The sequence below is a fragment of the Actinomadura kijaniata NBRC 14229 genome (assembly GCF_001552175.1).
GTDB lineage: Bacteria > Actinomycetota > Actinomycetes > Streptosporangiales > Streptosporangiaceae > Spirillospora > Spirillospora kijaniata.
Genome location: NZ_BCQR01000026.1, coordinates 12,650 through 35,896 on the forward strand (window position 1 = coordinate 12,650; position 23,247 = coordinate 35,896).

Genomic DNA, 23,247 nt, shown 5'->3' on the forward strand with positions numbered 1-23,247 from the left:
CCCCGTCCCATCGTGCACAGGAGGTGCCCGTGCGGAGAAGACCCCTCTGGAGCGGCCTGGCGGCCGGTGCCCTGTCCCTCGTCCTGTCCTCGGCCGCGCTCACCGCGCCCGCGGCCCAGGCCGCGCCGCCCCGGCCGGGCGCGGCTCCCGCCGCGGCCCCCGACCCGCGCAACGCGCCCGCGCCGAGAAAATGCGCGGGCAAGCCCCTCCCGGCCTTCCAGGGCTCGGGACCCAACGCCGAGCTCAACGGCCTGTTCACCAGGTACGGCACCGACAACCGGCGGACCGACGACTGGACCGGCGCCGACGGCACCTACTCCACCACGCTGCCGGACGGGCGGCTCGCCTTCGTCTTCTCCGACACCTTCCTCGGCAAGGTGAACGCCGACGGGTCGCGGTTCCCGGTCATCGAGGAGGGCGGCACCACGCCGTTCCTGAACAACACCTTCGTGGTCAAGGACGGCAGGCGGCTCACCACCGTCACCGGCGGCACGGCCGGGAAGCCGGCGGCCGTCATGCCGCCGCGCGACTCCAAGCACTGGTACTGGGCCGGGGACGCGGTGACCGCCGGCGGCGTCGTCCAGGTCACCTACCAGGAGTACGAGCGGTTCGGCACCGGCGCCTGGGACTGGCGCTGGTCCCGCAACGTGCTGGCCCGCTTCAGGCCCGGCCGCCTCGGCAGGCCGTTCAGCGTGACGCCGCTGCCGTCGTCCCGGGGGATCTCCTGGGCGTCCTGGCTCGAACGCGCCGGCGGCCACATCTACGTCTACGGAGTGGAGGACCTGGGCGGCACCAAGTACATGCACCTGGCCCGGGTGAAGGGGACCAGCCTGACCGGCCGGTGGGAGTACGCCGCCGCCGACGGCTCCTGGTCGCGCCGCGAGGCCGACTCGGCGCGCGTCATGAGCGGCGTCGCCAACGAGTACAGCGTCAGCAGGCTCGGCCCCGGCTACGTGCTCATCACCCAGGACACCACCGAGCTGTTCAGCGCCCGCATCGTCGCCTACTTCTCCTGCTCGCCGCGCGGGCCGTTCACCGGCAAGACCACCGTCTACACCACCCCCGAGACCGGGGCGGCGGGCAGCTACGGCAACCCCAACGTCTTCACCTACAACGCGCACGCCCACCCCGAGCTGAGCAGGGGCGGCCGGATCGTGGTGTCCTACAACGTCAACAGCCTCGTCAACACCGACCACTACCGGGACACCAGCATCTACCGTCCGCGCTTCGTCGACGTGCGATTCGGATAGGGCGATGACGCACACGCGCCACCGCCCGGCCCGCAACTGGGGCGCCCGCCTGCACGAGACCCTCTGGTGGGGGATGCGCGCGGTGGTCCTGGAGAACGAACTGCTGCGCGTCACCGTCCTGGCGGGCAAGGGCGGCGACGTGGTGGAGCTGCTGTACAAGCGGCGCGACCTGGACTTCGTCTGGCTGGCCCCCGGCGGCGCCCGCGACCCGCGCGACGTCGCCGGGGGCGCGGCCGACGACGTCGCGGCCTTCCACGACCACTACCAGGGCGGCTGGCAGGAGGTCCTGCCCAACGGCGGCGCGCCGGGCACGCACCGGGGCGCGGCGCTCGCCCAGCACGGCGAGGTCGCCGGGCTGCCCTGGGACGTGCGGATCGTCGCCGACGAGCCCGCGGAGGTCGCGGTGCGGCTGACCGTGCGGGCCCGGCGGTTCCCGCTGCGGGTGGCCAAGACCTTCCGGCTGCTGTGCGGTTCGCCCGAACTGCTGGTCGAGGAGGAGCTGACCAACGAGTCCGGGGTCGCGCTGGAGGTGATGTGGGGCCACCACATCGTCTTCGGCGCGCCGTTCCTGCGGCCGGGACACCGCATCACGCTGCCCGGCGGCGCCGAGGTGATCCCGCACGACACCCCGGTCGGCCCCGGCGGCCGCCGCGTGCGCGCGGGCGGCCCGCACCGGTGGCCGGTCGTCCCCGCCGACGGGGGCGGCGAGGTGGACCTCAGCGTGGTGCCCGGTTACGAGGAGCCCAGCGAGATGGTCTACCTCACCGGCCTGCCGACCGGGCGCTACGAGGTCACCGACCCGGCGCGCCGCGTCGGCCTGGGAGTCCGCTGGGACGCGTCGGTCCTGCCGCACCTGTGGATGTGGCAGGAGCTCGGCGCCTCCCGCGACTACCCCTGGTGGGGCCAGGCGTACGTGGTGGGGCTGGAGCCGTTCGCGGGCCTGCCCACCGACGGCCTGGCCGGGGCGGCGCGGAACGGGACGGCCCTCACCTTGGAGCCGCACGGCGAACGGGCCCTGTGGCTCAGCGCGAACGTCATCGACGACGAGGAGACCGGATGAGGGAGTTCGACGGCAAGGTCGCGGTGGTGACCGGCGGATCGCTCGGCATCGGCCGCGCGGTGGTGGAGCGGCTGGCCGCCGACGGGGCCGAGGTGGTCTTCTGCGGCGTCGAGGACGACGCCGTGCGCGCGGCCGAGCAGGAGTCCCGCGAACGCGGCCACCGCGTCACCGGCGTGGTCGCCGACGTCACCGACGCCGCCGCGATGCGGGACCTGGTCGCCCTGGCGGTCGAGCGGCACGGCGGCCTGGACACCCTGGTCACCTCCGCCGGCGTCCAGCGTTACGGCACCGTCGAGGACACCTCCGAGGAGCTGTGGGACGAGGTCCTGTCGGTCAACCTCAAGGGCGTCTTCCTGGCCTGCAGGGCGGCGGTGCCCGCGCTGCGCGCCCGGGGCGGCGGCACGATCGTGACCGTCTCCTCGGTCCAGGCGTTCGCCTCCCAGCAGGGCGTGGCCGCCTACACCGCCAGCAAGGCCGCCATCAACGGGCTGACCCGCGCCATCGCGCTCGACCACGCCGCCGACGGCATCCGCGCCAACGTGGTGTGCCCCGGCTCGGTGGAGACGCCGATGCTGCGCTGGGCCGCCGACCTGTTCCGCGGCGAGACGCCGCGGGAGGAGCAGATCGCCGAGTGGGGGCGCGCGCACCCGCTCGGCCGGGTGGCGCGGGCCGCCGAGGTCGCCGAGGTGGTCGCCTTCCTCGCCGGGCCCCGCTCGTCGTTCGTCACCGGAGCCGAGCACCGGGTGGACGGCGGCCTGCTCGCCCGCAACCCCGCCGCGCTCCCCGAGACCTGATGCCCGAAGTCCCCGTCCAACCCCGTCCGGCAGTCCCCGTCCAGGAGGTCCCGATGCACCGATCCCCCCGATCCACCCGCGCCGTCCGTACCGTCCGTACCGTTCTCGTCTCCGCCCTGCTGGCGACCGGGGTCGCCGCCGTCCCGGCCCAGGCCGGGGCCGCCGCCGCGCTGGTGTGCGGCGGCAGCGCCGCGCCCACGTTCGGCCCCGCCCAGCAGAACACGACGCTCAACTCCAGGTTCAACAGCTACGGCAACAGCAACGCCCTGCTCGACGACTGGACCGGCGCCGACAGCACCTACTCGGTGAAGCTGCCCGACGGCCGCGTCGTGTTCGGGTTCTCCGACACCTTCCTCGGCAAGGTCAACGCGGGCTCCCCGCCCTCGCGCCCGCCGGTGCCCATCGAGGGCGGCGACACCCCGTTCCTCAACAACACCTTCGTCGTCCAGTCCACCACCGGCGCCCTGACCACCGCGCACGGCGGCACCGCCACCGCCCCGACCGCGCTGCTGCCGCCGCGCGACGACAAGCACCTGTACTGGGCGGGCGACATGACCATGAACGGTACCCAGCTCCAGCAGCCCTACCGCGAGTACGTCAAGACCGGGACGAGCGCCTGGGACATCAAGTGGGAGCGCAACGTCCTCGCCAAGTTCTCCACCGGCAACCTGAAGGCGCCGACCAGCGTGACGCCGCTGCCGTCGGCGACCGGCACGATGTGGGGCTCGGCGCTGCTGAAGGACGGCGGCAAGACCTACATCTACGGCACCGAGGACCTCGGCGGCACCAAGTACCTGCGCGTCGCCCGGGTCGAGGGCACCGACCTCGCCGGCACCTGGGAGTACCTGGCCTCGGGCGGGACGTGGTCGAAGAACGAGACCGACTCGGTGCGGGTGATGAGCGGGGTCTCCAACGAGCTGAGCGTCACCAAGCGCGGCAACTTCTACATCCTGCTCACCCAGGACACCAAGCAGGCGTTCAGCGGTGAGATCGACACCTACCTGTCGTGCTCGCCCGAAGGGGCGTTCACCGACGAGCGCACCGTCTACAACACCCCCGAGGGCGGCCCGTGGGGCAGCTACGGCGACCCCGACGTCTACACCTACAACGCCCACGCCCACGCGTCGCTGAGCTCCTCCGGCAAGCTGGTGGTGTCCTACAACGTCAACAGCCTCGACGACCAGGCGAACGCGCAGAAGGACGTCTACCGCGACGTCACCATCTACCGCCCCCGCTTCATCGACGTCCCGGTCAGCGGCTGATGGACCCCCAGCTCGCCGCCGCGCTGCCCGACATGCCCCACGTCGGGCTGGCCGACCCGGTCCGGGCCCGCGCCGCGATGCGCGAGCTGGTGGCGTTCCTCGGCGTGCCCGAAGCCCCCGGGCACGTCGAGGTCGCCGACCGGGAGATCCCCGGCCCGCCGGGCGCGCCGCCGGTGCCCGTCCGCCTCTACCGGCCCCGGAACGCGCCGGGGCCGCTGCCGGTGCTGGTCTACTTCCACGGCGGCGGCTTCTGCACCGGCGACCTGGACAACGAGCAGGAGCGCTGCCTCGGCTTCGCCGCCGAGGCCGGAGTGCTGGTGGTGTCGGTGGAATACCGGCTGGCCCCCGAGCACCCCTTCCCGGCGGCGTTCGACGACTGCCACGCCGCGACCGCGTGGGCCTGGGAGAACGCGGCGCGGCTCGGCGGCGACCCGGAACGGGTCGCGGTCGGCGGCGGCAGCGCGGGCGGGGCGCTGGCCGCCGGGGTCGCGCTGCGCGCCCGGGACGAGGCGGGGCCGCCGCTGGTGTTCCAGTTCCTGCTCTACCCCGTCCTGGACGACCGCATGGACACCCCGTCGATGCGTGCCTACACCGAACCGCCGCTGTTCAACCGGACCGACGTGGAGCACATGTGGCGGCACTACCTGGGCTCCGGGCCCGGCCCCGGACGCGCCGCCGCGCCGGTGTACGCCGCCCCGGCCCGCGCGGCGGACCTGGCCGGGCTGCCGCCCGCCTACCTCCTGGTCGCCGAGATCGACCCGCTGCGCGACGAGGCCCTCGGCTACGCGCGGCGGCTCATCGAGGCGGGCGTCCCGACCGAGCTGCACCACGTGCCGGGCGTCTACCACGGCTTCGACGGGGTCACCTCCGCCGAGGTGGCCCGCCACGCGGTCGCCGGCCAGCACCGGGCGCTGCGCCGGGCCCTGCACCGGGCTCTGGACAGCCCCGACGGCAAGTGATTAGATGACTTGACTACTTTGCTGAACGAGGTGGCGATGACCCAGGACCTGACCCGGCCGAGCCTGTCGGACGCGCTGACCGAGCGCGTGCTGGAGCTGATCCGGTCCGACGGCCTGCGCGCCGGGGACCGGCTCCCCTCGGTGCGCGAGCTGGCCGAGCGGTTCGCGGTGACCGCCCCGACGCTGCGCGAGGCGCTGCGGCGGCTGGAGGCCACCGGCGCGGTGCGCATGCGGCACGGCTCGGGTGTCTACGTGGGCGCCGGGCTGGAGCGGGTGGTCATCCCCAACCCGAACGTGCGGCGGCTGGCCGGCGGCCAGCTGCTGCAACTGCTGGACGCGCGGCTGCTGATCGAGCCGCCGCTGGCGGCGATGGCCGCCCGCCGGGCCGACCCGGCGGACCTGGCCCGGCTCCGGTCGATCCTGGAGCAGGCCGGGCAGCACCTACGCGGCGAGGACGCCGAGCTGAACCAGATCAACATGACCTTCCACCGCGCCGCCGCGCACGCGGCCGGCAACGACGTGCTGGACGAGGTCATCGCCTCGCTGCTGTCGCTGCACGCCACCGAGCAGCGGGAGATCCTGCGGCTGTTCGACGACCGCGTCCGCGACCACGAGGAGCACCTGGCGATCCTGGCGGCCATCGAGGACGGCGACGCCCGGGCCGCCGAGGAGCTGATGCGGACGCATCTCACCGACGTCAAACGCGTCATAGAGAAGCGCCTGGACTGACCACCGTCCGCCACCGCCGTCCGCCACCACCGTCCGCCACCGCCGCCCGCACCCCCTCCGGCGGCCCTGCAGGCGTCCCCTCGAACCTCCCCGAACCCTCCCCGAACCGTCCCTCCGACTCCGATCCCACTCCTCCAAGGGCACCCACCCCCACTCCCCTCAAGGAGGCCCCTCCATGAAGCCGACGATGCCTTCGCGGGTCACCGCGCTCTCCGCCGCCGCCGTACTGCTCGCGCTGGCGGGCTGCTCCTCGGGCGGCGACTCGGGCGGGGACTCGGCCGGGAAGAAGACCGAGATCAAGCTCTACAACGACAAGGGGGCCTGGTCGAAGTACTTCTACGAGATGGGGACGCTGTCCAAGCGGGAGATCGGACTCGGCGTGAAGCCGGTGGGCTACACCGACGAGCCGTCCTACACCGCCTTCATCAAGGCCTCGTTCCGCACCAAGGTCAAGCCGGACCTGTTCACCTGGACCACCGGCGGCCGGCTCCGCGAGATCGTCAAGCAGAACCAGGTGGCCGACACCTCGGCGATCTGGCAGGAGGCCGTCGGCAGCGGCGACCTGCCCCGGTCGTTGCAGGACTACTACACCATCGACGGCAAGCAGTACTGCGTGCCGCTGAACACCGCCTACTGGGGCATGTTCTACAACAAGAAGATCTTCGCCGAGCACCGGCTGAAGCCGCCCACGACCTGGGCCGAGCTGATGAGGGTCGCCGACACCCTGAAGAGCAAGGGGCAGGTGCCCTTCCACCACACCACCCCGACCTCGCTGTTCTCGTTCGTCTGGTTCGGGCAGCTGCTGGCCGGCACCGACCCCGACCTGTACGAGCGGCTGAACACCGGCAAGGCGTCCTACACCGACCCCGGCGTGGTCAAGGTGATGGAGCGCTGGAAGGGCCTGATCGAGGGCGGCTACTTCAGCGAGCCCGGCGACAAGGCCGACCCCGCCGACCACTTCAAGTCCGGCAAGGCCGCCATGGTCATGTCGGGCACCTGGTTCAACACCAGCATGACCCAGCGCGGGCTGAAGCAGGGCACCGACTACGGGTTCTTCTTCGTGCCCAACGTCGAGCCGTCGCTGCCCAAGACCTCGCTGATCTTCGAGAGCGGCCCGCTGTGCTCGCTGCGCAAGGCGCCCGACCCCGAGGCCAGCACGAGGTTCCTCAAGTGGTGGATCACCCCCAAGGCGCAGGAGACCTGGGCCAACTCGCGCGGCGACGTGTCGGGCAACCCCAAGGTCAAGGCCGCCGACCCGGAACTGGGCGCGATCACCAAGGAGGCGGCGTCCGACAGGTACCGGCTGGCGCTGCGCTACTTCGAGGCGGCACCGGCGCCGGTGCTGACCGCCGTGCTGGACGGCCTCAGCGGCTTCCTGGTCAAGCCCGGCACCTACATGAAGGTGCTCCAGGACATCCAGAAGGCCAACGATCAGTACTGGAAGACGCAGGGAAGCGGAAGCTGACCCGGTCATGAGCGCCCACGAGACCCTTCCCCGCCCCCGGTCCGCCGCCGGGGGCGGGGACTCCCCACCCCGCGCGCCGCGCGGCACCGGATTCCGGCTGTTCGGCCGGTTCCGCTTCGGCTACCTCTCGCCGGCCGTGCTGGTCGTGGCCGTCCTGCTCTACCTGCCGTTCCTGTGGACGGTCTACCTGAGCATGACCCGCTACGACGGGCTCGGCTCGCCGGTGTTCACCGGCCTGGAGAACTACACCCGGCTGCTGGACGACCCGGCGATGCTCACCTCGATCCGCAACACCCTGCTGTGGGTGCTGGGCACCACGGTCCTGCCGGTCGGCCTGGGCCTGCTGGTGGCGGTGCTGTCCTACGACATCAGGGGCGGCGGCTGGTACCGGCTGCCGTTCCTGCTGCCCTACGCGATGTCGGGCGCGGGCCTCGGCCTGGTGTGGGGCTTCATCCTCCAGCCCGACGGCGTGGCCAACAAGGTGCTGGGATTCCTCGGGATGCCGGGCGGCGAGACGGCCTTCCTCAACGACGGGCCGGAGAACACCCTGGCCATGATCGTGGTGTGGACCTGGCAGCAGCTCGGCGTCAACATGCTGCTGTTCGTGGTCGGCCTCCAGTCGATCCCGCGGGCGCCGATCGAGGCGGCCCGGCTGGACGGCGCGTCCGGCTGGCGGCTGTTCCGGCACGTGATCTGGCCGCTGATGCGCCCGCTGACCACGGTGGTGGTCGGCCTGGCGCTGGTGGCCAGCCTGAAGACCTTCGACATCGTCTGGGTGATGACCCAGGGCGGTCCCGGCCGCACCTCCGAGACCCTGGCGGTGACGATGTACCGGGACGTGTTCGTCGCCGACGAGTACGGCTACGGATCGGCGATCGCGGTGCTGCTGACCACCGTCACCGGGCTCTCCTCCTACGCCTACATGCGCCGGCAGACCCGCAGGGAGGACTTCTGATGAGCGCACCGCGCGCCGCCGGGACGCTGCGGCGGGCCGTTCTGGTCGCCCTCGGCCTGCTGTGGCTGTTCCCCACCTACCTCATCGTGGCCAACGCGCTGCGGCCCGCCGACGGCTACCGGCCCGACGACGCGGTCAGGCCGCCGACCGACTTCGCGCTGCTCGCCAACATCGGCGAGGTCTGGGAGCGCACCGACCTGGAGCAGGGCCTGCTCAGCTCGCTGCTGTACAGCCTGGTCTCCCCGGCGCTGGCGGTGCTGGTCGGAGCGCTGGCCGCGTACGCGATCGTCGTGCTGCGGCTGCGGCACGGGTTCGCCTGGTTCATGCTGATCTTCGGCGGGACGATCTTCCCGCTGCAGATGCTGCTGGTGCCGCTGTTCGTCGGCTACAGCCGGTTCGGGCTCTACGACGGCCGGCTCGGCATGGTGCTGGTCTACACCGCGATCAACGTGCCGCTGGCGGCGCTGGTGATGCGCAACTTTTTCGGCGGCATCGCGATCTCGGTCTTCGAGGCGGCCCGGATGGACGGCGCCTCCACCTTCGGCATCTTCTGGCGCATCCACCTGCCGCTGTCGTGGACGGCGCTGGCGGCGGTGTTCGTGCTGGAGTTCACCTTCGTCTGGAACGACCTGCTGTTCGGGCTCACCCTCACCCAGTCCGAGACCGTCCGCCCGGCGATGACCGAGCTGGCCGCGCTGACCACCGACGTCTACGCCGGGACCCCGGTGCCGGTCGCGCTCGCCGCCGGCCTGGTGGTCTCGGTCCCCACCGTGGCGCTGTTCCTGCTCACCCAGCGGCTGTTCACCCGCGGTCTCACGCTCACCCAGGTCTGACCCTCCCGCAGATCCGGCCCCCGCACCGAAAGGTTCGACGAGTAACGATGACGAGTCGCCTCCTCCAGGCCAGCCTCGGCTCGCCCGACTACGACGGCATCCGCGAGGCCCTGCGCCAGGACACCTCCGCCGAGGTGCTGGCGGTGCGCGGGCTGAGCGTCCGCGCCGCCGTGCTGCCCCTGTTCCGCCGCGACGACGCCGGGCGGCTGCGGCAGGCCGTCCGGCTCTCGGTGTCCGGGGAGCACGGGCCGGACCTGGAACTGACGCTGCGCGAGCCGGACGGCCCGGTGCTGGCCGCCGGCCGTCCCGGCGGGAACGGCCAGGTCGACCTGCTGGTGCCCGAGGTGCACGCGCCGCGCCGGGTCACCCTGGAGGTGCGCGACGTCACCGGCCTGGTCGGCGCGGCCCAGGTGGAGGTCACCCCGCAGCGCAAGTGGAACGTCTTCGTCGTCCACCACTCCCACCTGGACATCGGCTACACCGACCCGCAGGGCGTCGTGCTGCGCCACCACCTGGACTACCTGGACGCGGCGCTGCGGCTGAGCCGGGAGACCGCCGACTGGCCCGACGACGCGCGGTTCCGCTGGTCGGTGGAGTCGTCGCTGCCCGCGCTGCGCTGGCTGGAGGCCCGGCCGGAGGCGACCGTCGCCGAGTTCGTGGACCGTTCCCGGGCCGGGCAGATCGAGGTCACCGCCTTCCCGATGCAGCTGCACACCGAGGCGTGCTCGGCCGAGGAGCTGTACCGGCAGCTGCGGCACGTCGCCGACCTGCGCGAACGGCACGGCATCCAGGTGCGGTCGGCGATGCACACCGACATCCCCGGCGCGGTCGTCGGCGTCGTGGACGCGCTCAGCGCCGCCGGGGTGCGCTACCTGTCGGCCGCGCACAACTGGGCCGGGCGGTCGGTCCCGTACGTGACCGGCGGCGACGGCCTCGGCCGCCCGTTCCGGTGGCGCGCCCCCAGCGGCCGCGAGCTGATCGTCTGGTTCACCGACACCCCGCACGGCATGGCCTACATGGAGGGCAACACCGTCGGCCTGGTGGACGGCTACGACCTCGCCGAGGACCTGCTGCCGCGCTACCTGGAGGCGCTGGCCGAGCGGCCCTACCCCTACGGCCCGGGGACGTTCGGCTGGTACGCCGCGCCGGGCCAGGTCGGCGCCGCCAAGGCCCCGGACGTGCTGGACGCGGTCCACCTGCGGGTGCAGGGCGCGCACGCCGACAACGCCGGGCCGTCGATCGTGCCGGCGCAGATCGTCCGCCGCTGGAACCAGACCTGGGACTACCCGCGGCTGCGCACGGCCACCAACTCCGAGTTCTTCGAGCACGTCGAGCGCGAGCACGGCGACCGGCTCCAGACCCACGAGGGCGACTGGACCGACTGGTGGGCCGACGGCCTCGGCTCCGGGGCCCGCCCGCTGGGTTACGTGCGGCGCGCCCAGAGCACGCTGCGCGCCGCCGAGACGCTGCACGCGTTCGCCGACGTGCGTGCGGGCGAGGACGGCGGCGCCACCGGGGCGATCGACGACGCCTACGACCTGGCGGCGCTGTTCGACGAGCACACCTGGGGCGCGGCCAACCCCTGGGAGGACGCCGAGGAGGCCGGCGACTCCGGCGGCCTGCAGTGGGGACGCAAGTCCTCGTTCGCCTACCAGGCCCACGACGACGCCGCCGACCTGCTGCACGCGGGCGCGCACCGGTTCGGCGCGACGTTCGGGCCCGCGCCCGGCGCGCTGGCCTCGTTCGTCGTGGTCAACCCCGGCACCGCCGCCCGCACCGACGTGGTGCGCGCCTTCCTGCCGCGCGACGTGGTCGCGGTGGACGTCCCCATCGCCCTGGTGGACGCCCGGACGGGCGAGCGGGTGCCGCACCACGAGCGGGAGGTCGACCCCGACGAGTGGCCGACCCGCCCCATCGGCCGCCACCTGGAGGCCGTGCTGCCCGACGTGCCGGGCCTCGGCCACGTCCGCCTGGACGTGCTGCCCGGCGACGCCCCGGCGGCCGCTCCGCAGGACCTCGGCCTGGACGGCACCATCGAGAACGAGTACTACCGGGTGGCCTACGACGTGCGTAAGGGCCACCTGGTCTCGGTGTTCGACAAGTCCGCCGGGCGCGAGCTGGTCAACCCCGACGCCGCGGGCGGCTTCGGCCAGTACATCTACGACCGGTACGCCACCGCGCCGCACTTCAACCACATGTCCGGGCACATGCTGGTGCACGACAAGACGCTGCTCGGCGACCGCGCCATCGGCGGCCACGCCAGCATCGTGCGGGCCGAGCGCACCCCGGCGGGGGAGCGGCTGGTGGTCGAGCTGCACGGCAAGGGCACCGACTGGGTGCGCACCACGATCGAGCTGTACGCCGGGGTGCCGCGCCTGGACCTGCGCTACCAGCTCGCCAAGCAGCCGACCCCGGCCAAGGAGGCGGTGTTCTTCTCCTTCCCGTTCGCGGCCGGGGGCGCGCCGAGCGCGTGGGAGCTGACCGGTGGGGTGGGCGGCACCGAGGTGCCGAGCGTGCCGGGGTCCGCCGAGCACATGCGCCCGATCCGGCACTGGGTGGCGTTCGAGGACCCGGACCTGTCGGTGGCGTGGGCGACGCTGGAGGCGCCGCTCGTGCAGTTCGGCTCCATCCACATGCCGTACGCGCCGTTCCCGCCGACGCTGGAGGAGGAGCCGGCCACCGTCTACTCGTGGGCGCTGAACAACATCTGGGACACCAACTTCCCCTCCCAGCAGCAGGGCGAGACCACCTTCCGGTACGCGGTCTCCTCCTCCGCCGGGACCGGTGGCCGCCGCCTGGGCGCGATCACCGCCGCCGGGCTCACCGACGCGTTCGTCGCGACCCTGGCCACCGGCCCCGAGCCGGGCCCGGCCTCCGGCGTGCTGCTGGCGGTGGACGACCCGGACGTGCTGGTCACCTCCGTCGGCCGCTCCCGGCACGGCCACCCCCTGCTGGTGCGGCTCCAGTCGCTGTCCGCCGACCCGGTGGAGACCGGGCTGCGGGTGCCCGGGGCGCGCCGCGCCTGGGTCAGCGACGGCCTGGAGCACGACCCGGCCGAGCTGCCGGTCCGCGACGCCGCCATGACCGTCCGGCTGCCCGGCTGCGGGATCGCCGCCGTCGCCGTCGAGCTCTGACCACCGATCGGACAATGCCCATGAAGATCACAGACATCCGGGCCACCACCGTGGCGGTGCCGCTGGAGGCGCCGCTGCTGCACAGCAACGGCGCGCACTGGGGCCGGTTCGTGCGCACGATCGTGGAGGTCGAGGCCGACAACGGGCTGGTCGGGCTCGGCGAGCTGGGCGGCGGCGGGCAGAGCGCCGAACGCGCGGTGACCGCCCTGACCGCCTACCTGCGCGGGCACGACCCGTTCGAGCTGGAGAACCTCCGCTTCAAGATCGCCAACCCGACGGCGTCGCTCTACAACAACCGCACCCAGCTGCTGGCCGCGATCGAGTTCGCCTGCATCGACCTGATCGGGCAGCACTTGGGCGTGCCCGCCCACGACCTGCTGGGCGGCCGGGTGCGCGACAGCGTGCCGTTCGCCTCGTACCTGTTCTACCGGTACGCCTCCGGGGCACACGCCGAGGTCCGCACCCCCGGCCAGCTCGTCGAGCACGCCAGGGCCCTCAAGGAGCGGCACGGGTTCACCGTGCACAAGCTGAAGGGCGGGGTCTTCCCCCCCGACTACGAGCTGGAGTGCTACCGGGCGCTGGCCGCCGCGTTCCCGCAGGACCGGCTGCGCTACGACCCCAACGCCGTGCTGAGCCTGGACGAGGGCGTGCGGTTCGGCAGGGCGATCGAGGACCTGAACAACGACTACCTCGAGGACCCCGTGTGGGGGCTGGAGGGGCTGCGGCAGGTCCGCGAGCGGGTCGCGATGCCGCTGGCCACCAACACCGTCGTGGTGAACTTCGAGCAGCTCGCCGCCAACGTGCTGCGGCGCAGCGTGGACGTGGTGCTGCTCGACACCACCTTCTGGGGCGGCATCCGGCCGTGCGTGAAGGCGGCCGGGGTGTGCGAGACCTTCCAGGTCGGCGTGGCGGTGCACTCCTCGGGCGAGCTGGGCGTGCAGCTGGCCACGATGCTGCACCTGGGGGCGGTCCTGCCGAACCTCACCTACGCCGCCGACGCGCACTACCACCAGCTCGCCGACGACGTCATCGAGGGCGGGCCGCTGCCGTACCGCGACGGCCGGATCGCGGTGCCGTCCGGGCCCGGCCTGGGCGTCCGGCTGGACCGCGGCAAGCTCGCCGAGTACGCCGAGCTGTACCGGGAGCTGGGCGACTACCCCTACGACCGCGACCCGGGCCGCGAAGGCTGGTACCCCACGGTGCCCAACCAGCGCTGGGCCGATCCGGACGTCCCCCTGGACGCGCTGTCGTGAGGCGGTAGCGGCCCCGCCAGCGCGGCCGGACAGGAAGAGCCGGTTCCATCCTGGCGCGCTCGCCGGTGGGTGGCCGCCGGTACACCCTCGGCGGCCACCCACCGGCTCGTTCCGCTAGTCAGAGCCGGCTGGCGGAGCGTGCAGGCCGGCGGCGTGTTCGGCGAGGCCGGTCGCCATGGCCTGCATGAAGCGGCGGAGGTACCACTGGAAGAACCAGCGCATCCCCCGGCGCGCCCGATACGTGCCATGCCAGTGAATCCGTGTTCCGCCGCCGGGGAGTTCGTGCAGCTCGACGGCGGCGCGGTAGTCGGCCATCTGCGGGATTTCCACGCCCTCGTACGCGAATCGGCGCTCGGGGTCGAGGGCGGTGATCCGCTCCTTGGTGACGCCCTTCCCCAGGCGGAAGGCGCGGATCGCTCCGACGCCGTCTCGGCCGTCGGACGAGAGATTCCGCGACCGACCGGGTTCCAGCGCGTCGATACGCGACCATTCGGGCCAGCTCCGCGGGTTGAGCAGCAACGCCCACACCACGGCCGGTGGCGCCGTCGAGTCGGCGGTGACGTCGTACGACTGCATTCCAGGGCTCCTCACGCCGTCCGGCCGCCGGACGGGGCCGGTTGGTCCCGCACCTGGCGGAACGCGTTCCTGATCTCGGACACCAGCAGGTCCGGCTGTTCCAGGCCGGGAAAGTGCCCGCCGCGATCCAGCTCGTTCCACGAGCGGAGGTCGCGGTAGCGACGCTCGGCCCAGCGGCGGGCGGTCGGCCACGGGTCGGCCGGGAACAGCGAGCAGGCGGTGGGGACGGTCACCGGTCGCGCGTTCTCCTCCTCCGCGCTGCGCGGCACCCACCTCATCGCCTCCCAGTACCACCGGGACGTGGAGGCGCCCGTGCCGGTCAGCCAGTAGAGCGCGATGGTGTCGACCTGCTGCGACATGCTCACGCCGCCACCGACCTCGGGCCGGGTGTCGGCGTAGGCGGTGAGCTTCTCGCCGAGCCACGCGGCCAGCCCGGCGGGCGAGTCGAGCAGGGAGTAGCCGAGCGTCTGCGGGCGCGTGCCCATCAGCATCCCGAAGCCGTAGCCGTCCGTCAGGTGCAGGTCACGCCGGTCCAGCATGCGCCGTTCGGCCGGGTCCGGCGCGGTCCGGTCCTCTGGCAGCGGGGACGCCGGCGGCATCGTCAGGTGCAGGGCCGCGACGCGTTCCGGAGCAAGGCGCGCCAGCTCGGTGCTCACGTGAGCACCCCAGTCCCCGCCGTGCGCTCCGAAACGCCGGTAGCCGAGCGCGGTCATCAGCTCGGCCCACGCCCGGGCGGTGCGGCCAGGGTGCCAGCCCCGCTCACGCGGGCGGTCGCTGAATCCGAACCCCGGCAGCGCCGGGACGACCACATGGAAGGCGTCCCGCGCGGAACCGCCGTGGGCGACCGGATCGCTGAGCGGTCCGAGCACGTTCTCGAACTCGAGCACCGACCCGGGCCAGCCATGCGTCAGCAGCAGGGGCAGCGCCGTCGGCTCTGGTGAGCGGACGTGCCAGAACGCGATTCCCAGTCCGTCAAGGCGTATCCGGTAGTGCGGGATCGCGTTCCACCGCGCTTCCCTCGCGCGCCAGTCGTGCCGCCGCCACGCGTCCAACAACGCCGTCAGCCGCCGCAGCTCGATTCCCTGCGTCGCGTCCGGCACCGTCTCGGGTTCGGGAAGCCGCACCCGTTCCAGACGAGCACTCAGGTCGGTCAGATGGTGGTCGGGGACGTGGACGGTGAAGGGCTCGATCTCGGGCATCGCCGCCACCTCACCGACGGGGAGGTCGGTCATGGGGCAAAACCCTAGGTACCGGTTGTCGCCGGGCCCATGCGCGAGATTGTGGTGCGGCGATCAGGAATTGCGGTAGGCCGAGGGACGCGTTCCGGTGTGCCGCAGGAAGGCCGTCGACAGAGCGCCGGGACTGGCGAAGCCGCACCGCGTCGCGATCCGGGCGATCACCAGGTCGGTGTCCCGCAGCAGCCGTTTCGCCTCCTCGATCCGCAGCCGGGTGAGATACCGGTACGGCGTCACCCCGGTCGCCTCCCTGAACACCCTGACGAGGTGGTAGACGCTGAGATGCACCTCCTCGGCGATGTCGGCCAAGGTGATCGGGTCGGCCAGCCGGTCGCGCATCATCGCGACCGCCGCACGAACGCGCGCGTCCTCCCGCGTCGGCGCTCCGAGGCCGGGCAGCCGCGAATGGCGGGTGAGCAGGTGCACGGCCAGGAAGGTGGCCGCGGACTCGGCGTACAGGTCGCCGGCCTCGCCCGGGAAGCCGACCGTCCGGACGGCCTCCTCGATCAGCGGGTCTCCCTCGGCCAGGGACGAGGCCATGGCCTCGAAGTCCACCGCGCGGCCGCCCAGCTGCGCCGCGACCGCATCGACGGTGCCGCGCGGGATGTGGATCTGCACGCTCCGCATCGACTCGTCGCCGCGATAACGCCGGAGAACGGGCCGCTCCGGGATCTCCAGCTCAAGCCGTCCCGGCGTCCAGGCGGAACGGCTCTCCCGGCCGCCGCTCCGCGTCTCCATCACCGCCCGCCCGGCGACCGGAAGCACCAGGTGAAGATCCGCCGTGCCCGGCAGTTCCATGTCCTCGGCGACGGGGACATGTTCGAACCGCTGAACGAGCAGGGACTGCCACCCGGAGTTCTCCCAACTGCAGTACGTCCGCCGAACGTAACGAGCCATGTCGAAGCCGACATACGGCTGGAGATCGAAACGAGTGGACTCGAACACCATGGTTGCGAGGCTACCGAGGGCCACCGGAAAGCGACCGCGGCATGCTCGGCCCATCGGTGATGCATGGGCAGCCATGATCACTTACCACGGGCCGGGACATCGGCGCGCTTCCCGTCCGGCAAGGGCGGAAGGCCAACGCAAGGTCATTCCGTGGCCCGCCGGGCGCGGAGTGCCCGGAGCTTGTGGCGGTTGCCGCAACGCTCCATCGAGCACCAGCGCCGGGCGTTCGGCCGGGACGAGTCGACGAACACCAGCGGGCAGTCGTCGCTCGCGCACTGGCGGATGCGTTCGGACAGCGGCCCGGACAGCAGCTCGATCATCTCTCGCGCCAGCGTCGACAACGCCTGTGTGGCCCGCACCGGCGGCGCCCACCCGGCGGCCGTGCCGTCGTCGGTCAGCTCGGGGATCAGCGGCGCCATGGCCGCGGCCCGGTTGATGGCGGCCACCGCCTCGGCGGGGAGGGGGCGCCGCGCCGCCCGGGCCTGCGCCGCGTCCCAGATCGCCTGGCGCAGGGCCTTGGCCGCGGCCAGCTCACGGGCCGTCACCGGGACCGTCGCGACCGCGCCCAGCGGCGGCTGGGCCAGCCATCCACCCAGGTCGGCGGGCTGATGAAGGGACTCGAACACCGCGTACCGGCCCTCGCCGCCGGTGTGGGCGAAGTCCAGGCAGACGGCGCCGGCGTCGAACCAGAACGACCCGCCTTTGGGGTCGCGCAGCATCCGGCCGGTTGTGCTCGCTCGCATGAAACCACTATAACTGGTGTCACAGCCGACACCGCTATAACCGGTGTCATCATCAGAGGAGGCCCATATGGGCGTACGGCACATCAACCCCGAGGGACTCCACCGCAGCCCGGCCTTCAGCCAGGCCGTCGTGGTCGAGCGGCCGACGAAGACGATCTACGTCGGCGGGCAGAACGGCGTCGACGCCGACGGAAAGGTCGTCGGTCCCACGGTCGGGGAGCAGTCCCTGCAGGCGTTGCGCAACCTCCAGACCATCCTGGAGAGCGAGGGGGCGAGCCTGGCCAACATCGTGCACTGGACCATCGCCGTGGTGGACGGCCACTCGTTCGACGAGGGCGCGGCCGCCTTCCAGCAGGTGTGGAACCGGGCCGACCCGCCGCCGGCCATCACGGTCCACGCCGTCGCCGGCCTGAACGCCGGATCCCTCGTCGAGATCGACGCCGTCGCCGTCGTGTGACATCCCCGGCCGGGACCATCCATCGGAGGCCGCCCGCTCACGCCCCGGCCGGTCAGCCGGATCGGCCTGCGCCCGCTGGCGGGCGCAGGCGCGCTGATCGGTTGGCGCCCTTCCATAAGGGCGGAGGCCGAGGTCGGCTCGGGCAGGGTCACTGGTTCTCGGTGCCGTCGCCGTCCGCCGGTGCCCCCTCGCTGATCGGTTCGAGCACGAAGACCGGGATTTGGCGGTCGGTCTTGCGCTGGTATTCGGCATAGGCGGGGTACGCCTCCACCGCCCGGCGCCACCAGAGGGCCTTCTCGTCCCCGAACACCTCACGGGCCCGGTACCGCCGGACTACCGTGCCGTCCTGCAACTCGATGAACGGCTCGGCGACCAGGCTGGCGTACCACTGCGGGTTGGACGGCGCGCCACCCAAGGACGCGACGGCCGCGTAGTACCCCTCGTGCTCGACACGCATCAGCGGCGTCTTGCGAACCTTGCCGGTCTTGGCGCCCAGGTAGGTCATCAGCACGACGGGAAGGCCACTGATCGTGACGCCGTCGGTCGTGCCGGTGCGCATGATCTGCTCGACGTGCTCGCGCACCCACTCCGACGCGCTCGGCTCGTAGTCACCGGCCAGGACCCCGCTGTGATCAACGTTCCCCGGCCGTCGCGATTCCGTGGCTGGACCGGGCTGGCCGCCTTGGCCGGGGCGCCTGGTGTCGACGTTGTCGGTCAGGGTCTTGAGGATGCCGGGCAGCGCGTCCACCGTTTCGGCGGGCAGGCCGGTCACGGTCTCCTCCGCCAGAACGCGCCACAGCTGCTTGACCTGGTCGGCGAGAGCCTTGCCGCTGTCGGTGAGTTCGACGATGCTGGCGCGCTTGTCGGAGGGGGCGGGTGAACGGCGGATGTGACCGGCGGCTTCGAGCTTGCGGGTCATGAGCGTGACGCTGGGCGGCTCGCAGCCGAGCGCCTCGCTGAGCTGGGCTTGGATCATCGGGCCGGTCCGGGCGAGTTCGAGCAGGAGCGCCTCCTGCCCGGGGTGCAGGCCGAGCGGGGCCAGCAACGCCGAGGCCCTGGCCCGGTGGCGCAGGCTCAGCAGGCGGATGGCTTGGTTGAGAGCGTCGGCTTGCTCGAAATCCATGGTCTCTCCCTCAGGTGGTTATGCGCATAACATTATGCGGATAACTAACTCTGTGCAACCTTGAGGGAACTGAGCCGCAGGCGGGTGGGGGAGGGGACCGCCGCCGCACGGTCTTCGCCTACCGGGACCGTCCGCTCGGCGACGGCCTCGGTGTCCTCACTCGCCGTCCGCCCCGGCCTGACGGGTCTTCTTGTGGAAGCGGGGATCTGCGCCCATCACGAGCAGTTCAAGTCCCCGCCTGGTCGTCCCGGGCTCGCGGAGCAGGGGAGTCAGCGCGCCGAGGTGCGCGTATCCCCGCCGGTGGACGTGCCGGTCGGACGCGATCGCCTCCCCGACGGCGCTGATCACGTCCCCGGCGCGCAGCAGTGCCGGCGCCGGACCGCTGACCAGCAGTGTCCGACCGTGCTCCGCCAGCACCAGGCCGTCGGTGCCGGGCGGGAGCGGCTCATAGGTCAGGACCGGCCGGGCCTGCGGAGGTCGGAGCGTGACAGGGCGGCCGCCCGCCAGGCTCCGCCGGATACCGGACCAGGCGGAAGCCCGCATCCCGACGTCCCGGCGCATGACCACCAGATCCACCGAGGTCTCGGACGGCCCGTACCACGGGACCCCGCAGGGACGCGGCCCGCCCGCCGGCACGTGGACCACGCTGTGCGGACTGATCCCCGCCATCCGGAACCAGGCGCCGAGATGCAGCAGCGCTTCCCGCGTTCCCACGATCTGGCCGACGAAGTGGGAATCCAGCGGGCAGATCCAAAGTCCGTTCGGTCGCCTCCGGGGCGAGAGGACACGCCACGGCCGCCGCGCGCTCGGCGCCGCCCGGACGACGGCGCGCAGCCGCATCCGCCCGACGCCCGCACCGCCAAGGCCGGGTCCCACTCTTCCCACCCGGACATACAAGCAACCGCCGCCCGCGCCCGCCACTGACTTACCCCACCTGCGGTTCCGCGACCAGCACCGATACCCGGACGGGCCCAAGGCGCACAGGATCACTGGGGAGGGGTGAGGAACCAGGCGACGATCTCGTACGTATCAGGATCCAGCGTGACCAGCGCACGGCCGTCGCGGGTGAAGGCCCCGAGGAGGAAGTGCGCGTCTTCCATCTCCCTGGTCCACAGGATGCGGCCATCGTCGTCCAGCACGGTGGCGTGCCCGTCATCGGTGGCCAGCACGCGCAACCCGTTCCGGGACCAGTTCATGGCCTGGCATGTCCCGCCGATCGGGAAACTGTACGAGGACCCGGCCAAGGGCTGGATCACCTCCACCGCGCCATCGCCCGCGACGGCCACCGCGTCACCGTCGGGCGCGTAGTCGAGGAGGCGGGCGTTGGGCACTCCGCTGCGGTGACGGGTGAGGACCTCACCCGAAGGCAGGCCGTGGATGACGACCTGGTTGTCGGCCGCCAGACGGGCGAGGCTCTTCCCGGAATGGTCCAGTCCGGCGCTGCCGTGAATCGGGAGGTTCTCCGCGAAGACGATCTCTCCTGTCCCGGCGTCGGCCACGACGACGCGTTCGCAGGGGACTCGCTCCGGTTCGGGCTCCCACGGGTTCGCGCTCACCGCGACGACCAGGCGCCCGTCGCCGCTGAAGCTGATGTGGGTGAACAGCCTGTCCTCACCCCAGGCGGCGGCCGCGCCGGCGGACCAGGCCATGGTCATGTCCTCGGTTCGCCAGACGACGGCCTTCAGATCCGTCGAGGTCGCGACCGCGACCAGCGAACCGTCGGGAGAGAACGCGATCTCGTGGCCACCGCCGATGAAGCGGCGACGCTGCTCCAGCTCGCGCCAGTGCCACGTCCCGGTCGCCACGTCGAACAGGCACAGCCGGCCGCTTTCGGTGTTTCCCTGGGACAGGGTCGTCAGCGCGAACCGGGCCAGATCCGAGGCCGCCCCGATGGCTTCGATGCCCGAGCTGAAGTCCGGCTGGTTCTCGGTGTCGACGTCCGGCAGCTCGGAGGCGATTGGATCGTCCAGCCAGTCGGGATCGGCGTACAGGGTCCGATGACGGGGGAGCTCGTCATTGATCATGATCGCCATCGTTTCAGCTCGTGGCGAGGCGCGGCTTCCGTCCCCGGGAGCTTGCTGTGACGCCGGTGGCTAGAGGCAGGATCCGGGAACGCTCAGGTCGGCCATGCGCCCCTCGGTGATGCGTTGCAGCATGGTGAGGAACTGCGTCCGCTCGGCCGGGGTCAGGTCGGCGAGGAGGTCGGTCTCGGTCTTGGTGACGGTCCGGGTGGAGCGGATCAGGGAGCGCCGTCCGGCGTCGGTCATGGTGACGACGCGGGCGCGGCGGTCCGCGGGGTCGGGGTGTCTTTCGATGAGCGCTTTGCGTTCGAGCTGGTCGAGCACCGGGATGAGGGTGCTCTTGTCGAGGCCGGCCTTGCGGGCGATGGCGAGCTGGGTGGGCGCGCCCTCGGCGATGGCGTTGAGGACGACGTGTTCGCGCACGCTCAGGTCCATCGTCGCCAGGTGCTCCTCCAGGGTCTCCTTGGAGACGTGTGCGGTGACCGCCAGCAACAGGATGAGGTCGTCGCGCAGCGGGCGGACCGCCATGGCCTCTCCTCCTCGTGAAGGTATGAGTTCAGATCTTCTCAATTTAGACCATGTGGTGAGCGTCGGCGGTCAGCCCCTCGGCCCCACCGCCGCCCCCTTCGATCGGGAGTAGCGGCCCAGCCGGGCGGCGGTGTCGTCGTCGGCGGGGAGGAAGGTCTCCAGACGCAGCTCGGCGACGGTGACGTCGTGCGCTGTGGCGAAGGTGGCGATCATCGCGAGAAGGCGCAGGTCGCCGTGGGGAGAGGACAGCTCCAGCGGCACCGCCAGGCCCAGGTGCGGGAGGTCGGCGACCGGCGGGGCGTAGGACTCCAGCTCCGTGATCAACGCGGCGAGCCGTTCGCCGGGGGTGCGGTCCAGCTCGGCGCGCAGGTTGCCGAGCACGTGCCGCGACCAGTGCGCCGGGTTGCGGACGCGCGGCATCATCCCCTTGGGATGCAGGGCCATCCGGTACGCGTTCCAGCGGCCCTCGGTCAGCTCGGGGGCCGCCCCGTCGGTCAGCACGCCGATCGCGTCGTTGGTGGCGAGCACGTCGCCGTACCGGTCGATGACCAACGCCGGATAGGGGCGGTGTCCGTGGAGCAGCCGCCGTAGCGCGTCGCGCACCGCCTCCAGTTCCGGCCCCTCGGGATCGCTCTCCGGGACGAGTGGCGCGAACCCGGCGGCGAGCAGCAGTGCGTTCTGCTCCCGCACGGGCAGCTCCAGCGCCATGGCGAGGCGGACCACCAGGTCGCGTCCCGGGACCGAACGGCCGCTCTCGACGAAGCTCAGATGCCGCTGCGTGGTGTTCGCCCTGATCGCCAACTCCAGCTGGCTCAACCTGCGCCGCCGCCGGTGCCGGCGGAGCGTGTCACCGAAGGTCATGGGGCGATTGTCCACGACGTGGCCATTCCCTCCGGGGAATTGCCGCGACGCCCTCGGCGGCCGGAGAGTGCGGCCATGATCACAACACCGGACATCGGCGTCTACCTCCCCACCCGCGAAGCCATGGTGGGCGAAGGCTGGACGCCGCGACGACTCATCGACTTCGCCGTCCGCGCCGAACGGCTCGGCTACGCGTCGGCGTGGGTGACCGACTCGCTCGCGAGCACGCGGGTGGAGCCGTTGAGCATGCTGGCCGCGGCGGCCAGCGTCACCTCGCGGCTGCGGCTCGGTACGGGCGCGCTGATCCCCGCCTACCGCGACCCGCTCAACGCGGCGCACACCCTCGCCTCGCTCGACCTGCTGTCGCGGGGACGGCTGATCGTCACCGTCGGCGGGGGCTTCCCCCGCGCGGCCGACCGCGAGTTCGCGATGGCGGGCGTCCCCATGAAGGGGCGTTTCGCCTGGCTGGACGAGGTCGTGGCCCTGTGGCGGACGCTGTGGTCGCGGCCGCGCGCCGGATCGTTCCACGGCCGGGTCGTCTCCTACGACGACCTGCCCGAGCTGCCGCCGCCGCACACGCCGGGCGGCCCGCCCGTCTGGCTCGCGGGCGCGACACCCTCGGCCCTGCGCCGTACCGCCCGCCTCTACGACGGATGGCTGCCCTACCCGCCGGACCCCGCCGAGTTCGCCGACGGCCTCGCGGTGATCGGCGAGTACGCGGGAGAACGCGAGGTGACCCCGGCGCTGATGGCGACCGTGCTGGTGGAGCCGTCGCCCGGACGCGCCCGCGAACGCCTGGACGCCTACTGCGACGCCTTCTACGGCCGCCCCCTGTCGTACCTGGAGACCTTCCAGCTCTACGTGACCGGCACCGAGGAGCAGGTCGTCGAGCGGCTGCGCGCCTTCGTGGACGCGGGCGCGCGGCACATCCTGCTGCGCCTGGCCGCGCTGGACGCCGACGACCAGTTCGACCAGCTCGAACGCCTCGCCTTCCTGCTGGAAGAGGCGGGGGGACGGACCGAGGGGACGCCGTCCCCGAACGTCAAGGCGTGACCCGGTGG

22 protein-coding genes are annotated in these 23,247 nt (G+C 72.3%); 13 read left to right on the plus strand and 9 right to left on the minus strand.

Annotated features, from left to right (window positions below):
- Window positions 1–29: 29 nt before the first annotated feature.
- From AKI01S_RS09770 to AKI01S_RS09820, 11 genes are all read left to right on the plus strand, one after another.
- On the plus strand, window positions 30–1,250 hold the full coding sequence (locus AKI01S_RS09770; protein WP_083999261.1) for a DUF5005 domain-containing protein: 1,221 nt from the start codon (window positions 30–32) through the stop codon (window positions 1,248–1,250).
- A gap of 4 nt (window positions 1,251–1,254) precedes the next feature.
- A complete protein-coding gene (locus tag AKI01S_RS09775) occupies window positions 1,255–2,310 on the plus strand; it encodes an aldose 1-epimerase (protein ID WP_067814155.1) in 1,056 nt (351 codons plus the stop codon).
- On the plus strand, window positions 2,307–3,104 hold the full coding sequence (locus AKI01S_RS09780; RefSeq protein WP_067814157.1) for an SDR family NAD(P)-dependent oxidoreductase: 798 nt from the start codon (window positions 2,307–2,309) through the stop codon (window positions 3,102–3,104). Before AKI01S_RS09775 ends, AKI01S_RS09780 begins: the two co-directional genes overlap by 4 nt.
- Window positions 3,105–3,157: 53 nt before the next feature.
- Window positions 3,158–4,366, plus strand: coding sequence for a DUF5005 domain-containing protein (locus AKI01S_RS09785; RefSeq protein ID WP_067814160.1), 1,209 nt, complete (start codon window positions 3,158–3,160; stop codon window positions 4,364–4,366).
- A complete protein-coding gene (locus tag AKI01S_RS09790) occupies window positions 4,366–5,325 on the plus strand; it encodes an alpha/beta hydrolase (protein ID WP_067814162.1) in 960 nt (319 codons plus the stop codon). Before AKI01S_RS09785 ends, AKI01S_RS09790 begins: the two co-directional genes overlap by 1 nt.
- Before the next feature lie 36 nt (window positions 5,326–5,361).
- A complete protein-coding gene (locus AKI01S_RS09795) occupies window positions 5,362–6,054 on the plus strand; it encodes a FadR/GntR family transcriptional regulator (RefSeq protein ID WP_083999263.1) in 693 nt (230 codons plus the stop codon).
- A gap of 175 nt (window positions 6,055–6,229) precedes the next feature.
- Window positions 6,230–7,519, plus strand: a complete 1,290-nt coding sequence (locus AKI01S_RS09800) for an ABC transporter substrate-binding protein (RefSeq protein ID WP_067814164.1) — start codon at window positions 6,230–6,232, stop codon at window positions 7,517–7,519.
- A gap of 7 nt (window positions 7,520–7,526) precedes the next feature.
- Entirely contained in the window at window positions 7,527–8,474 is a 948-nt protein-coding gene (locus tag AKI01S_RS09805; RefSeq protein WP_083999264.1) for a carbohydrate ABC transporter permease, read from the plus strand.
- Entirely contained in the window at window positions 8,474–9,307 is an 834-nt protein-coding gene (locus AKI01S_RS09810) for a carbohydrate ABC transporter permease (RefSeq protein WP_067814166.1), read from the plus strand. Before AKI01S_RS09805 ends, AKI01S_RS09810 begins: the two co-directional genes overlap by 1 nt.
- Before the next feature lie 47 nt (window positions 9,308–9,354).
- Window positions 9,355–12,441, plus strand: a complete 3,087-nt coding sequence (locus AKI01S_RS09815; protein WP_067814169.1) for a glycoside hydrolase family 38 N-terminal domain-containing protein — start codon at window positions 9,355–9,357, stop codon at window positions 12,439–12,441.
- Window positions 12,442–12,461: 20 nt separating this feature from the next.
- Entirely contained in the window at window positions 12,462–13,694 is a 1,233-nt protein-coding gene (locus AKI01S_RS09820) for an enolase C-terminal domain-like protein (protein ID WP_067814171.1), read from the plus strand.
- 114 nt (window positions 13,695–13,808) lie between these two features.
- Here AKI01S_RS09820 and AKI01S_RS09825 read toward each other — a convergent pair whose 3' ends face one another.
- The 4 genes from AKI01S_RS09825 to AKI01S_RS09840 form a co-directional block, all read right to left on the minus strand.
- Window positions 13,809–14,270 (minus strand): SRPBCC family protein, encoded by a 462-nt coding sequence (locus AKI01S_RS09825; protein WP_067814174.1) that lies wholly within the window; start codon window positions 14,268–14,270, stop codon window positions 13,809–13,811.
- An 11-nt stretch (window positions 14,271–14,281) separates the two neighbouring features.
- Entirely contained in the window at window positions 14,282–15,502 is a 1,221-nt protein-coding gene (locus AKI01S_RS09830; RefSeq protein ID WP_218009617.1) for an epoxide hydrolase family protein, read from the minus strand.
- Between the two features lie 60 nt (window positions 15,503–15,562).
- Window positions 15,563–16,453 (minus strand): AraC family transcriptional regulator, encoded by an 891-nt coding sequence (locus AKI01S_RS09835; RefSeq protein ID WP_067814176.1) that lies wholly within the window; start codon window positions 16,451–16,453, stop codon window positions 15,563–15,565.
- A gap of 143 nt (window positions 16,454–16,596) precedes the next feature.
- Window positions 16,597–17,196 (minus strand): CGNR zinc finger domain-containing protein, encoded by a 600-nt coding sequence (locus AKI01S_RS09840; RefSeq protein WP_067814178.1) that lies wholly within the window; start codon window positions 17,194–17,196, stop codon window positions 16,597–16,599.
- A gap of 67 nt (window positions 17,197–17,263) precedes the next feature.
- On the opposite strand from AKI01S_RS09840, the gene AKI01S_RS09845 reads away from it, so the two are divergent.
- Window positions 17,264–17,653 (plus strand): RidA family protein, encoded by a 390-nt coding sequence (locus tag AKI01S_RS09845; RefSeq protein ID WP_067814179.1) that lies wholly within the window; start codon window positions 17,264–17,266, stop codon window positions 17,651–17,653.
- Between the two features lie 148 nt (window positions 17,654–17,801).
- Here AKI01S_RS09845 and AKI01S_RS54640 read toward each other — a convergent pair whose 3' ends face one another.
- The 5 genes from AKI01S_RS54640 to AKI01S_RS09870 all read right to left on the minus strand — a co-directional run bounded on the left by AKI01S_RS54640 (window position 17,802) and on the right by AKI01S_RS09870 (window position 22,186).
- A complete protein-coding gene (locus tag AKI01S_RS54640) occupies window positions 17,802–18,776 on the minus strand; it encodes a nitroreductase/quinone reductase family protein (protein WP_067814181.1) in 975 nt (324 codons plus the stop codon).
- Window positions 18,777–18,932: 156 nt separating this feature from the next.
- Window positions 18,933–19,490, minus strand: a complete 558-nt coding sequence (locus AKI01S_RS09855; RefSeq protein ID WP_067814183.1) for a hypothetical protein — start codon at window positions 19,488–19,490, stop codon at window positions 18,933–18,935.
- A gap of 272 nt (window positions 19,491–19,762) precedes the next feature.
- Window positions 19,763–20,809: a WD40 repeat domain-containing protein gene (locus tag AKI01S_RS09860; RefSeq protein ID WP_067814184.1), complete on the minus strand. Its 1,047-nt coding sequence runs from the start codon at window positions 20,807–20,809 to the stop codon at window positions 19,763–19,765.
- A 60-nt stretch (window positions 20,810–20,869) separates the two neighbouring features.
- The gene (locus tag AKI01S_RS09865; RefSeq protein ID WP_067814187.1) at window positions 20,870–21,325 is read right to left on the minus strand and encodes a MarR family winged helix-turn-helix transcriptional regulator; all 456 of its coding nucleotides are present in this window, start codon (window positions 21,323–21,325) and stop codon (window positions 20,870–20,872) included.
- Between the two features lie 69 nt (window positions 21,326–21,394).
- A complete protein-coding gene (locus AKI01S_RS09870) occupies window positions 21,395–22,186 on the minus strand; it encodes a helix-turn-helix domain-containing protein (protein ID WP_067814190.1) in 792 nt (263 codons plus the stop codon).
- A gap of 75 nt (window positions 22,187–22,261) precedes the next feature.
- On the opposite strand from AKI01S_RS09870, the gene AKI01S_RS09875 reads away from it, so the two are divergent.
- Entirely contained in the window at window positions 22,262–23,239 is a 978-nt protein-coding gene (locus AKI01S_RS09875; RefSeq protein WP_067814192.1) for an LLM class flavin-dependent oxidoreductase, read from the plus strand.
- Window positions 23,240–23,247 lie beyond the last annotated feature (8 nt).